This window comes from Vibrio sp. A1-1, from assembly GCF_021728175.1.
Classification (GTDB): Bacteria; Pseudomonadota; Gammaproteobacteria; order Enterobacterales; family Vibrionaceae; genus Vibrio; species Vibrio diabolicus.
This window is the reverse complement of sequence record NZ_JAKKCL010000013.1, coordinates 95681-108233: the sequence shown is the minus strand read 5'-3', so window position 1 is coordinate 108233 and position 12553 is coordinate 95681. Positions and strand designations below refer to the sequence as shown.

Sequence of the window (12553 nt, the reverse complement as noted above, 5' to 3'; positions counted from 1 at the left end):
AAATTTCGTGCTAGTAACCAATGTGCCCAGTATAAGCACAAAGAGGCAGATACGCTATTGACCTAAAACAACTCAACTAAAAGTCAAAGGGTGAAGTAGAAGGAAAGCAGTTTCGATATTTGAGGCGATAAAATAGCCCTCTTTTTGGAAAGTGGAGGGTACGGAGAACACTGCTATTAGATTCTTAGTCTCGCTTGAGCTCGCTAGAATGACCAGATCTTTTGATTTAGGTGTTGTCACAGTAATCGTCATTCTAAACAAAAAGCCCAGAAACAAGGTTCTGGGCTTTGGTAAAATAGATTGCGATTAAAGAATAAAGCGGCTTAGATCTTCATCTTCAATCGTGTCGCCTAGGCGCTCTTTCACATAAGCGGAATCAATAACGAATTTAGCGCCAGATTGCTCCGCTGCGTCGTAAGAGATTTCATCCATCAAGCGTTCCATTACGGTGTGTAAGCGACGAGCACCGATGTTTTCTGTGCTTTCGTTGACCGTCCATGCCGCTTCCGCGATTTGCGTGATGCCATCTTCTGTGAACTCGATGTCCACATCTTCCGTTTTCATCAACGCAACGTACTGCTCTGTTAGAGAGGCTTTTGGCTCTGTCAGAATACGTTTGAAGTCGTTGCTGCTTAGTGCCTCTAGCTCAACACGAATTGGTAGACGACCTTGCAATTCTGGGATCAAGTCAGATGGTTTTGCCACTTGGAATGCACCAGATGCAACAAACAGAATGTGGTCTGTTTTTACCATGCCGTGCTTGGTTGATACCGTGCTGCCTTCAATCAATGGAAGTAGATCGCGCTGAACACCTTCGCGTGAAACGTCTGGGCCTGAGCTCTCACCGCGTTTACAGATCTTGTCGATCTCATCGATAAATACGATGCCGTTGTTTTCAACGTTGAAAATCGCAGCTTCTTTTAGCTCTTCTTGGTTTACCAGTTTCGCCGCTTCTTCTTCCGCTAACGCTTTCATTGCGTCTTTGATTTTCAGCTTACGCTTTTTCTTAGTGTCGCCTGCCAGGTTTTGGAACATGCCTTGCAGCTGGTTAGTCATCTCTTCCATACCTGGGGGCGCCATGATCTCTACGCCCATTTGTGGTGCGGCTACGTCGATTTCAATTTCTTTATCGTCTAGTTGGCCTTCACGCAGTTTCTTACGGAAGATCTGGCGAGTGTGAGAAGACTCTTCCGTTTGCTCTGCTTGACCCCAGCTATCACGTGCTGGTGGCAGTAGCGCATCAAGAATTCGTTCTTCCGCTTGCTCTTCAGCGCGGAATTTTACTTTTTCCATCGCTTGTTGATGCGTCATTTTTACCGCGACATCAGTCAGGTCACGGATGATGGTTTCAACTTCTTTACCAACGTAACCCACTTCTGTGAATTTTGTCGCTTCAACTTTGATGAATGGTGCATTTGCCAGTTTTGCTAGGCGGCGTGCTATTTCAGTCTTACCAACACCAGTAGGACCAATCATCAAAATGTTTTTTGGCGTCACTTCGGCACGCAAGCTTTCTTCAAGCTGCATACGGCGCCAGCGGTTACGAAGTGCAATCGCAACCGAACGCTTGGCTTTTTCTTGACCGATAATGTGGCGGTTCAATTCATGAACGATTTCGCGAGGCGTCATTTCAGACATATTCTTTCCTTACTTCGTTACGATTACGCGGTTGGTTTTTCAGGCTCTACCGTTGAGTCTAGCTCTTCTACTGTGTGGTGGTGGTTGGTGAAGACACAAATATCACCCGCGATGTTGAGGGCTTTTTCCGCGATCTCACGAGCATCTAGATCTGTGTTTTCTAGTAGGGCGGTTGCGGCAGCTTGTGCGTAAGCACCACCAGAGCCAATCGCAATCAGGTCGTGTTCTGGCTGTACGACATCACCATTACCGGTAATGATTAACGATGCGGTTTCGTCGGCAACGGCAAGCAAGGCTTCGAGCTTGCGCAGAGCACGATCGCTGCGCCAGTCTTTGGCTAGCTCAACCGCAGCCTTAGTAAGGTGGCCTTGGTGCATTTGCAGTTTGCTTTCGAAGCGCTCAAAAAGGGTGAAGGCATCTGCGGTGCCGCCAGCAAAGCCTGCTAGTACTTGGTTGTTATATAAGCGGCGAACTTTGCGCGCATTACCTTTCATTACGGTATTGCCTAGAGATACTTGGCCATCACCCGCGATGACGACTTTATTATTTCGACGTACAGATACAATGGTAGTCACAGTCGACCTCTTGATTATTTCTCTTTGGATTTAATTCAGTATATGGGGGAGGGGAAATAGGGATTCAAGGGGGCAAAAAGAAAGGCCCTAGGATCTTAGCTCCTAGGGCCTGAGTTTAAAGATTTTCTTTCCAAATCGCACATGGCTCGATTTTCGCGCGTTGCAGTTTATGACGGTCACGTTCTGCATCACGTTTGAACTTATACGGACCTAGCACCACGCGATACCATGAACTACCTTCTTTCTTACGAATCTTGCTCGACATCCCTTGGAACGCGATTGCAAGTTTACGCTCTTCTGCTTGCGCCTGGGTTTTGTAAGCGCCACATTGCATGATGTAAGGAATTTTAGAAACTTCAATTTCTTTGGCCACAACTTCAACTTCACGTTTCGGTAGTGACTCGACATATTCCCATTTTTCTTCTGGTGGTGGCGGCAAATCTTTTTTCGGCTTTGGTTTGCTCGCAGTGGTTGTTGGCTGTTTCACGACAGGTGGTTTTGGTTCTGGGTCGCTACTCAAAAGGTAAAGACCATAGCCAAAACCGCCCACAAGCAAGATAGCGAGCAGGCCACTACGCCAAGGTTTTTTTCTTCTCGGCGGTTGTTTTTTTGTCGACTTTTTTGGGGCACCTCGCCCCCGTCTTACATAATCTCTATTTGCCACGGTTATTTCTGGTCATCAAGGATTCTTGCAAATATGTTAATCCAGAACGAGTTGAGAAAACACCCTATTGATAGAATCTTGATAGCTAAAGCGCGACAACGCCCGAGTGTAGGAGTGTGTTTCCGTTCTCGCTTATATTTATTCAGGGATACACAAAAAGCAGGAGGGGTAAATAAAAAGCGGCGCCTTAGCACCGCTTTGGGTATGGATACTTAATTTTTAGGTTAAGGGCGCTGTGGTGGCGCTGCGCTTCCGCGAATGACGAGGTTAGTTTCAAGTAGGCGCGAGCCTGAATGCACGTCGTGTCCTTTTAACATCTCAAGCATCATTAGCATCGCTTGTCGACCAATCTCATAGCGAGGCTGAGAGATAGTGGTCAACGGTGGATCGCAGTACTGAGCGAAGTTAATGTCATCAAAGCCCACAACGGAGAGATCTTGCGGTACTCGTAAGCCAAGATTTTTCGCTTCTTGAATTGCGCCGATGGCCATTGTGTCACAGTGACAGAAAATAGCCGTTGGTGGCTCAGGCAATTCGAGCAGTTTACGAACGGCTTTTGCTCCGCCATCAAAAGAGAACTCAGTAATGACACTATATTGAGGATCTTTATTGATGCCTGCGCGGCGCAAGGCTTGTTGATAACCTTGCTGGCGGAACTGACACAATATTGCCGTATCTGGCCCCGAGATTTGCGCGATGCGTTTATGACCTAGTTGGGTTAGGTAATTCACCGCTTCAAATGCTGAGGTCAGGTTGTCAATATGTACTGTCGGAAGTTCTAACTCTGGCGCAAATTCACACGCCATTACCATCGGAGGTAAGTTCTTTTGTTCTGGCTTACTGACATCGAACGGTAGATCTGTGCCAAGCAGTAGCATTCCATCCGCCTGCTTAGTAAATACGAGGTTAACGAAAGAACTTTCGCGTTTCTTCTGTTGTCCGCTATCGCCCAGCAGGACTAGATAGCCATGTTCCATGGCAGCATCTTCAATGCCGCGAATAATTTCAGAAAAATAAGGATCACAGATGTCGGGAACGATAGTGACAATGGTTTTTGATTCGTTTCTACGTAAGTTACGCGCTAATGAGTTTGGAGAATAACCCGCTTCAAGTACGGCATCTTCTACTCTTTTTCTCGTTGAAGAAGAGACCTTCTCTGGGTTCATTAATGCTCGAGATACCGTAGCCGTAGACACTCCCGCAAGCTGGGCAACATCCTTCATTGTCGCCATAGTTTTTAACCTCTCGTTTATTTTTTGCCAAGATGACGTTATTCCGGTTTGAAATCATAGTAATCACGCTGAGTTAGAGCAGCGTTTGCTCTTCGCTCAGTTCGTGTTAACAAGTGGAAAAATGGATTCTTCACTGCGACATCAATTTGTGGGAATAGTCATTGTTTTAATCTAAGCCTGTGCGAACAAGTCACTTTAGACTTTTCTAATTTGGATAGTCTATTCATTTCTAAAGTGAAAGTTACGGTCTGTTTAACAAAAATTGCAATCCTGTCGTGATGCTCGTCACATTAAATGGTAATTCATTACATAGTTAAACGTTTGCTAGCTGAGATCTTGTGGCTCTATGTCTAAATTCCAGCGAACTTTCTTGGCATTTGGCAACAACTCAATAGCAGGTTTGGCACTGGTTAATAACTTTTGCATCAATGAACGATGCTGGGTTTGAAGTAACAGCTGCCAGCGGTATTTACCAGCCCGCTTGGCCAAAGGTGAAGGAGTGGGGCCTAACACCATGCAGGAATCATCGAACAGAGGGTGTGATTCTAACGTAAAGCGAACCTGACGCAGGAAGTCTTCAACTACCTCACTTTGGTTTGCTTCTGCTTTAAACAGAGTCAAGAAACTATAAGGCGGAAGCTGAGCCAGTTTGCGTTCTTCCAGAGCTGTCATAGCAAAGTGACGATAGTCTTTTTGAAGTAGGGCATGCAGCAAGCTGTGCTCAGGATGGTGAGTTTGCAGGATCACTTCGCCAGGTTTACTTGCTCGGCCAGCACGACCTGCGACCTGAATAAACAGCTGAGCTAATCGCTCCGAAGCGCGAAAATCACTACTATACAAAGAGCCATCAACATCCAAAAGAGCTACGAGCGTTACATTTGGAAAGTGGTGCCCCTTAGCCAGCATTTGAGTGCCTATCAGTATTTGGTATTCACCTTTACGAATCGACTCAAGGGCATCTCCCAAGCTACCTTTGCGACGTGTGCTATCTCTGTCGATGCGAATGGCTTTGTATTCTGGAAACAACTGAGCCAATTGTTGTTCGAGCTGTTCCGTTCCTACGCCGACGGTAACCAGTTGAGTTGAACCACATCCCTGACACTGATGAATGACAGGTTGTTGTGAGCCGCAGTGATGGCAGCGTATTTCGTTGCTGTAATGGTGGAACGTATAGTACGCATCACAGCGTTTACATTCTGCAATCCAACCACATTCATGGCACATCAAAGCGGGCGAGAAACCTCGGCGGTTAAGAAACAACATAACCTGATTGCCTACTTTTAAGTGTTTGCGAATTTCGGCAATCAGTTGGGCGGATAAGCCACTTTCTAAATACTGACCTTTTACATCTAACACTTTATTGGTGGTTGGCACGGCAGAGCCAGCTCGTTGGGTGAGTGTTAAATGGTGATATTTACCAGACAGTGCATTATGTAGGGTTTCTAACGCTGGCGTCGCTGAGCCAAGGACAATCGGCACTTGCTCTTTATGGGCGCGCATGACAGCAACATCACGAGCGTGGTAACGCAAGCTGTCTTGTTGCTTATAAGAGGAGTCATGCTCTTCATCAACGATAATAATCCCCAAATCAGCAAAAGGTGTCAGTAGGGCTGAGCGCGTACCAATGATGATCCCCGCGGCTTTATCGCGAGCCGATAACCAGGCGTTCAAACGCTCTGTTTCATTCAAACCGGAATGAATCACATCTACTGGGACATTAAATCGATGTTTAAAGCGGTTGATGGTTTGGGGCGTTAGACCGATCTCAGGTACTAAAACTAATGCTTGTTTCCCTTGCTCTAGAACGGGCTTGATAAGGTTTAAGTAAACTTCGGTTTTACCGGATCCCGTGACCCCTTCTAATAAATAGCAAGCAAAGCCCGTTTGGCTATTTACGCTGGCAATCGCGAGTGCTTGTTCATGGTTAAGCTTTGGTTTCTCTACCGCACACTCTACATTTTGACTCCATTTCGTAATGGTCGGCTTTTTCTCGATGCGCTCGACCCAACCTTTTTCTTCGAGATTTTTTAAGATGGTTGAGTTTACTTCTTGATCCAAGAGCTCTTGATGCGAGATTGGGCCGTTGATCATCATTTGGAGTGCACGCTGTTGTTTTATCGCACGTCCAAGCCCTTGCATGAGCTTATTTCTTCCTGCTTCTGTCAGTTGCCATTCTTGTAGCGTTGCAAAGTCGGCCGGTTTGCCTTTCCTCAGCGCGGCAGGCATTGCATTGTGTAGAGTGTCACCTAGAGGGTACTGATAGAACTGGCTGCACCAATTTAGCAGAGAATAAAGCGTCTCTGGCCATATCGGTTGGGAGTCTAATACCGCTTTGATTGGCTTAAGTTGATCTTTAGGAAAGTCGGAGTCGTTCACCATTGCGGTGACGATGCCGACTAAGGTTTGGCGTCCAAAAGGTACGGAAACGCGTCCACCAATGATCGGAAACAGGTGCCCCGGAATGGCGTAATCAAATTGTTTGTCGAGCGGAACGGGTAATGCCACTCTAGCAATGGTTGGACGCATAAATTCTTAGCTATTAAAAAGAGGGAAAGGAAATGAGAGTCTATTAAAATCGGTATGGAAATTCGAGTAAAGCTATGTGATTCAGCGTGAATCGTGCCTCTATGATTAGTCTGGCTAAAAAAATGGCGAAAAAGTTGCCAAATATGTTGATCCGAGCAATGTGATTCTTTACTATATCGCGCCTTGAGATATGGCTTCGGCAATTAGTTGATGCGGTATCCCATTTTATTATTAATTGCGTGTGGTGTGCGGCTTAGATTCGTATAGCGACACGGCCTACTATTGAGGTTATCCCATGAAAGCTGGTATCCACCCAGAATACAAAGCAGTAAAAGCGACTTGTTCTTGCGGCAACTCTTTTGAGTTCAACTCTACTCTAGGTAAAGAATCTATCCACCTAGACGTATGTGACAAGTGTCACCCATTCTACACTGGTAAGCAACGTATCGTTGATACAGGCGGCCGTGTTGATCGCTTCAACAAGCGTTTCGGTGCACTATCAAGCGGTAAGAAATAATAGCAGCCGCTATTACGATTACAGTTTAGAAAAGGACGCTGAAGCGTCCTTTTTGTTTAATGGCTACCAAGCGAAGAGGGATGTATAGGGTTTGGAATATTCCCGATTATTTTTCACTCAGCGCTTGCAACCTAAAGTGTGATCTGTATAATGCAGCGCACTGGTTAAGCCAGTTGTGAACCAATGAGCAGTGAGGAGCGAGCAAATCTAAGGATTTGTGAGGTAATGTATACTCAGCTTATGTTCGCGGTTAATACAATTAGCTATCTTTTCTTCGGAAAAACTATCCTCAAAGGTGACTTTGGCATATAGGGATAGTTAATCGAAAATTAACTGACAATGCGTCCTAATCTTGGATGCTACGGTTTCACATAAATCAATCGGCATTCTCTCGTCTTGACGAGTTTGAGTGGCGATATTGTTTGTGTAATTTATTAAATTTGGAGCTCTGTCTCATGCAGAACCAACGTATCCGTATCCGCCTAAAAGCTTTCGATTACAAACTAATCGATGCTTCTACAGCGGAAATCGTTGAAACAGCTAAGCGCACTGGCGCACAGGTTCGTGGTCCAATCCCACTGCCAACTCGTAAAGAGCGTTTCACAGTTCTTATCTCTCCACACGTTAACAAGAAAGCACGTGACCAGTACGAAATCCGTACTCACAAGCGTCTAATCGACATCGTTGAGCCAACAGACAAGACTGTTGATGCTCTAATGCGTCTAGACCTTGCTGCGGGCGTTGACGTTCAAATTAGCCTAGGTTAAGGGAGATTAGAAGTATGATTGGTCTAATCGGTCGTAAAGTGGGCATGACCCGCGTATTTACTGAAGAAGGCGTTTCTATCCCAGTAACTGTTGTTGAGGTTGAAGCTAACCGTGTTTCTCAAGTGAAAACTCTTGAAACTGACGGCTACGCAGCAATCCAGGTTACAGCTGGTTCTAAGAAAGCTAACCGCGTAAACAAAGCTGAAGCAGGTCACTTTGCTAAAGCTGGCGTTGAAGCTGGTCGTGGTCTTTGGGAATTCCGTTTAGAAAACGGCGAAGAGTTCGAAGTTGGTTCAGAACTAACTGTTGAACTATTCAACGAAACTAAGAAAGTAGACGTTACTGGTACATCTAAGGGTAAAGGTTTCCAAGGCGCTGTTAAGCGTTGGAACTTCCGTACTCAAGATATGACTCACGGTAACTCATTGTCTCACCGTGCTCCTGGTTCTATCGGTCAATGTCAGACTCCAGGTCGCGTATTTAAAGGCAAGAAAATGGCAGGTCACATGGGTGCTGAGCGTGTAACGACTCAAAACCTAGAGATCGTACGTGTTGACGCTGAGCGCAACCTGCTTCTTATTAAAGGTGCAGTCCCAGGCGCAACTGGCGGCAACGTGATCGTTAAACCAGCTGTTAAAGCATAACGTCTCAGGAGTAAGTAATGGAACTAATGGTTAAAGGTGCCGATGCACTAACTGTTTCCGAAACTACTTTCGGACGTGAGTTTAACGAAGCTCTTGTACACCAAGTAGTTGTTGCGTACGCAGCAGGTGCTCGTCAAGGTACTCGTGCTCAAAAAACACGTTCAGAAGTTTCTGGCGGTGGCGCTAAGCCATGGCGTCAAAAAGGTACTGGCCGTGCGCGTGCTGGTACAATCCGTAGCCCAATCTGGCGTACAGGTGGTGTTACTTTTGCTGCGAAACCACAAGATCACAGCCAAAAAGTAAACAAAAAAATGTACCGTGGTGCTATGAAGAGCATTCTTTCTGAGCTTGTTCGTCAAGAGCGTCTAATCGTTGTTGATAACTTCTCAGTTGAAGCACCAAAGACTAAAGAGCTAGTTGCTAAGCTTAAAGAGCTTGAGCTAACTGACGCTCTAATCGTGACTAGCGAAGTAGATGAGAATCTATTCCTAGCTGCTCGTAACCTATACAAAGTTGACGCACGTGATGTTGCTGGTATCGATCCAGTATCTCTAATCGCGTTTGACAAAGTTGTAATGACTGCAGAAGCAGTTAAGCAAGTAGAGGAAATGCTAGCATGATCACTGAAGAGCGTATCCTAAAAGTTCTACGTGCACCGCACATCTCTGAAAAAGCAACTATGGCAGCTGAGAAAGCGAACACTATCGTTTTCAAAGTAGCTAAAGATGCGACTAAAAAAGAGATCAAAGCAGCTGTAGAAAAGCTATTTGAAGTTGAAGTTAAGTCTGTAAATACTCTTATCACTAAGGGTAAGACCAAACGTCAAGGTCTACGCCAAGGTCGCCGCAGCGACGTTAAGAAAGCGTACGTTACTTTGAAAGAAGGTCAAGATCTTGACTTCGTTGGCGGCGCGGAATAACAGGAGTAGTTAAAAATGGCTATTGTTAAATGTAAGCCGACTTCCCCTGGTCGTCGTCACGTTGTTAAAGTTGTTAACGCTGACCTACACAAGGGCAAGCCATACGCACCTCTTCTAGAGAAAAACTCTAAGAACGGTGGTCGTAACAACAAGGGTCGTATCACAGTACGTCACATCGGCGGTGGTCACAAGCACCACTACCGTGTAGTTGACTTCAAACGTACTAAAGATGGTATTCCAGCGACAGTTGAGCGTCTTGAATACGATCCAAACCGTAGCGCAAACATTGCTCTAGTTCTTTACAAAGACGGTGAGCGTCGCTACATCCTAGCACCTAAAGGTGTTGTAGCTGGTGATGTTATTCAGTCTGGTGTTGATGCACCAATCAAAGCTGGTAACACTCTACCAATGCGTAATATCCCAGTAGGTTCAACAGTACATAACGTTGAACTTAAGCCTGGTAAAGGTGGTCAGCTAGCTCGTTCGGCTGGTGCTTACGCTCAAATCGTTGCTCGCGACGGTGCGTACGTAACTATCCGTCTACGTTCTGGCGAGATGCGCAAAGTTCTTTCTGAAGGCCGTGCAACAATCGGTGAAGTTGGTAACTCTGAGCACATGCTACGTGAACTTGGTAAAGCAGGTGCATCACGTCATCGCGGTATCCGTCCAACGGTTCGTGGTGTTGTAATGAACCCGATTGACCACCCACACGGTGGTGGTGAAGGCCGTACTTCTGGTGGTCGTCACCCAGTATCTCCTTGGGGTATGCCTACTAAAGGCTTCAAGACTCGTAAGAACAAACGCACTGACAAGTACATCGTACGTCGTCGTAACAAGTAATCTATATAAAGAGGAATCGCCATGCCACGTTCTCTCAAGAAAGGTCCTTTTATTGACCTACACTTGCTGAAGAAGGTAGAGAAAGCGGTGGAAAGCGGAGACAAAAAGCCTATTAAGACTTGGTCCCGTCGTTCAATGATCATCCCTACGATGATCGGTTTGACCATCGCTGTCCATAATGGTCGTCAGCACGTACCAGTATTTGTAACTGATGAAATGATCGGTCACAAACTGGGTGAATTCGCACCAACACGTACTTACCGCGGTCACGCTGCGGATAAGAAAGCTAAGAAGCGCTAAGGAGTAAATAATGGAAGCAATTGCTAAACATAACTTTGCTCGCATTTCGCCTCAGAAAGCTCGCTTAGTTGCGGATCTAATCCGTGGTAAATCTGTTGACCAAGCTCTAGAAATCCTAACGTTCAGCAACAAAAAAGCTGCTGCACTAGTTAAGAAAGTTCTAGAGTCTGCTATCGCTAACGCGGAGCACAACGAAGGTGCAGATATTGACGATCTGAATGTCGCAAAAATCTTTGTAGATGAAGGCCCAACCATGAAGCGTATTATGCCTCGTGCTAAAGGTCGTGCGGATCGTATCTTGAAGCGTTCAAGCCACATCACTGTTGTTGTAGCAGATCGCTAGAGACTAGGAGAGTAAGCAATGGGTCAAAAAGTACATCCAAATGGTATTCGTCTAGGCATCGTTAAGCCTTGGAATGCTACATGGTTTGCTAACACCAAAGATTTCGCTGACAACCTAGACGGCGACTTCAAGGTACGTCAGTTCCTTACAAGTGAACTGAAAAAAGCGTCTCTATCACGTATCGTTATCGAGCGTCCTGCTAAGAGCATCCGTGTGACTATTCACACTGCTCGTCCAGGCGTTGTTATCGGTAAGAAAGGTGAAGACGTTGAGAAGCTACGCGCAGCTGTAGCTAAAATTGCAGGTGTACCAGCGCAAATTAACATCGCTGAAGTACGTAAGCCTGAACTAGATGCGCAACTTGTTGGTGACAGCATCGCGTCTCAGCTAGAGCGTCGTGTTATGTTCCGTCGTGCTATGAAGCGCGCAGTACAAAACGCAATGCGCCTAGGCGCTAAAGGTATCAAAGTGGAAGTAAGCGGTCGTCTAGGCGGCGCTGAAATCGCACGTTCAGAGTGGTACCGTGAAGGCCGTGTGCCTCTACACACTCTACGTGCTGACATTGATTACGCAACTTCTTCGGCTCACACTCAATACGGTGTGATCGGCATTAAAACTTGGATCTTCAAAGGTGAAATCCTAGGTGGTATGCCAGCAGCTAACGCTGTAGAGCCTAAAGGCGACAAGCCTAAGAAGCAGCGTAAAGGCCGTAAGTAAGGAGTCGACAGATGCTACAACCTAAACGTACTAAGTTCCGTAAGGTTCAGACTGGTCGTAACCGTGGTCTAGCTAAAGGTACTGATGTAAGCTTCGGCGAATTCGGTCTTAAAGCTGTTGGCCGTGGTCGTCTAACTGCTCGTCAAATCGAAGCGGCACGTCGTGCAATGACACGTCACGTTAAGCGTCAAGGTAAAATCTGGATCCGTGTGTTCCCAGACAAACCAATCACAGAAAAACCACTTGAAGTTCGTCAAGGTAAGGGTAAAGGTAACGTTGAGTACTGGGTAGCCCAAATCCAACCTGGTAAGGTTATGTACGAAATGGGTGGTGTACCTGAAGAATTGGCACGTGAAGCGTTCCGTCTTGCGGCACGTAAACTGCCTTTCAAAACTACATTTGTAACTAAGCAGGTGATGTGATGAAAGCACAAGATCTACGCGAGAAAAGCGTTGAAGAGCTTAACGCTGAGCTAATGAATTTGCTACGTGAACAGTTCAACTTGCGCATGCAAGCTGCGACTGGTCAACTACAGCAAACTCATGCTCTGAAAGCTGTACGCCGTGATATCGCACGTGTGAAAACTGTTTTGACTGAGAAGGCAGGCGCATAATGAGCGAAGTAAAACGTACTCAACAAGGTCGTGTTGTTAGCGATAAGATGGACAAGTCTATCACTGTTGCTATCGAGCGTTTCGTAAAACACCCAATCTACGGTAAATACGTAAAACGTACGACTAAAGTACACGCACATGACGAGAACAACGAGTGTGGCCTAGGCGACACAGTTGAAATCGCAGAGTGTCGTCCACTGTCTAAGACTAAGTCTTGGACTTTGGTAAAAGTTCTAGAAAAGGCGAAGATTTAATCTC

The 12553-nt window shown here is 46.0% G+C and carries 17 protein-coding genes; 12 read left to right on the top strand and 5 right to left on the bottom strand.

Going from position 1 to position 12553, the window contains the following annotated elements; genetic code table 11:
* Positions 1-306: 306 nt before the first annotated feature.
* From hslU to priA, 5 genes are all read right to left on the bottom strand, one after another.
* Positions 307-1638 (bottom strand): HslU--HslV peptidase ATPase subunit, encoded by a 1332-nt coding sequence (gene hslU, locus L3V30_RS17775; protein ID WP_005397950.1) that lies wholly within the window; start codon positions 1636-1638, stop codon positions 307-309.
* Positions 1639-1661: 23 nt separating this feature from the next.
* Positions 1662-2213: an ATP-dependent protease subunit HslV gene (gene hslV, locus L3V30_RS17770; protein ID WP_005383176.1), complete on the bottom strand. Its 552-nt coding sequence runs from the start codon at positions 2211-2213 to the stop codon at positions 1662-1664.
* Between the two features lie 115 nt (positions 2214-2328).
* On the bottom strand, positions 2329-2877 hold the full coding sequence (ftsN, locus tag L3V30_RS17765; protein ID WP_031780671.1) for a cell division protein FtsN: 549 nt from the start codon (positions 2875-2877) through the stop codon (positions 2329-2331).
* Between the two features lie 224 nt (positions 2878-3101).
* Positions 3102-4130 (bottom strand): DNA-binding transcriptional regulator CytR, encoded by a 1029-nt coding sequence (gene cytR, locus L3V30_RS17760; protein WP_257739454.1) that lies wholly within the window; start codon positions 4128-4130, stop codon positions 3102-3104.
* Between the two features lie 303 nt (positions 4131-4433).
* Positions 4434-6635, bottom strand: a complete 2202-nt coding sequence (priA, locus tag L3V30_RS17755) for a primosomal protein N' (protein ID WP_237309402.1) — start codon at positions 6633-6635, stop codon at positions 4434-4436.
* Between the two features lie 295 nt (positions 6636-6930).
* Here priA and rpmE point away from each other — a divergent pair, with 295 nt between their 5' ends.
* The 12 genes from rpmE (at position 6931) to rpsQ (ending at position 12549) form a co-directional block, all read left to right on the top strand.
* The gene (rpmE, locus tag L3V30_RS17750) at positions 6931-7152 is read left to right on the top strand and encodes a 50S ribosomal protein L31 (protein ID WP_005379546.1); all 222 of its coding nucleotides are present in this window, start codon (positions 6931-6933) and stop codon (positions 7150-7152) included.
* 455 nt (positions 7153-7607) lie between these two features.
* Positions 7608-7919: a 30S ribosomal protein S10 gene (rpsJ, locus tag L3V30_RS17745; protein WP_004410492.1), complete on the top strand. Its 312-nt coding sequence runs from the start codon at positions 7608-7610 to the stop codon at positions 7917-7919.
* Between the two features lie 14 nt (positions 7920-7933).
* On the top strand, positions 7934-8563 hold the full coding sequence (rplC, locus tag L3V30_RS17740; protein ID WP_005379555.1) for a 50S ribosomal protein L3: 630 nt from the start codon (positions 7934-7936) through the stop codon (positions 8561-8563).
* A gap of 17 nt (positions 8564-8580) precedes the next feature.
* A complete protein-coding gene (gene rplD / locus L3V30_RS17735) occupies positions 8581-9183 on the top strand; it encodes a 50S ribosomal protein L4 (RefSeq protein ID WP_005379556.1) in 603 nt (200 codons plus the stop codon).
* Positions 9180-9482, top strand: a complete 303-nt coding sequence (gene rplW, locus L3V30_RS17730; protein ID WP_004398471.1) for a 50S ribosomal protein L23 — start codon at positions 9180-9182, stop codon at positions 9480-9482. The genes rplD and rplW overlap by 4 nt, the downstream gene beginning before the upstream one ends.
* 15 nt (positions 9483-9497) lie before the next feature.
* On the top strand, positions 9498-10322 hold the full coding sequence (rplB, locus tag L3V30_RS17725; RefSeq protein WP_005383168.1) for a 50S ribosomal protein L2: 825 nt from the start codon (positions 9498-9500) through the stop codon (positions 10320-10322).
* Between the two features lie 21 nt (positions 10323-10343).
* A complete protein-coding gene (gene rpsS, locus L3V30_RS17720) occupies positions 10344-10622 on the top strand; it encodes a 30S ribosomal protein S19 (protein ID WP_004394525.1) in 279 nt (92 codons plus the stop codon).
* A 10-nt stretch (positions 10623-10632) separates the two neighbouring features.
* Positions 10633-10965, top strand: a complete 333-nt coding sequence (rplV, locus tag L3V30_RS17715; protein WP_005383164.1) for a 50S ribosomal protein L22 — start codon at positions 10633-10635, stop codon at positions 10963-10965.
* Between the two features lie 18 nt (positions 10966-10983).
* A complete protein-coding gene (gene rpsC, locus L3V30_RS17710; protein WP_005383161.1) occupies positions 10984-11682 on the top strand; it encodes a 30S ribosomal protein S3 in 699 nt (232 codons plus the stop codon).
* 11 nt (positions 11683-11693) lie between these two features.
* Positions 11694-12104 carry a 50S ribosomal protein L16 gene (gene rplP, locus L3V30_RS17705; protein WP_005379577.1) on the top strand — a complete coding sequence of 137 codons (411 nt, stop codon included), beginning with the start codon at positions 11694-11696 and terminating at the stop codon, positions 12102-12104.
* Positions 12104-12295, top strand: a complete 192-nt coding sequence (rpmC, locus tag L3V30_RS17700) for a 50S ribosomal protein L29 (protein WP_005392379.1) — start codon at positions 12104-12106, stop codon at positions 12293-12295. Before rplP ends, rpmC begins: the two co-directional genes overlap by 1 nt.
* Positions 12295-12549, top strand: coding sequence for a 30S ribosomal protein S17 (gene rpsQ / locus L3V30_RS17695; protein ID WP_005379575.1), 255 nt, complete (start codon positions 12295-12297; stop codon positions 12547-12549). The genes rpmC and rpsQ overlap by 1 nt, the downstream gene beginning before the upstream one ends.
* Positions 12550-12553 lie beyond the last annotated feature (4 nt).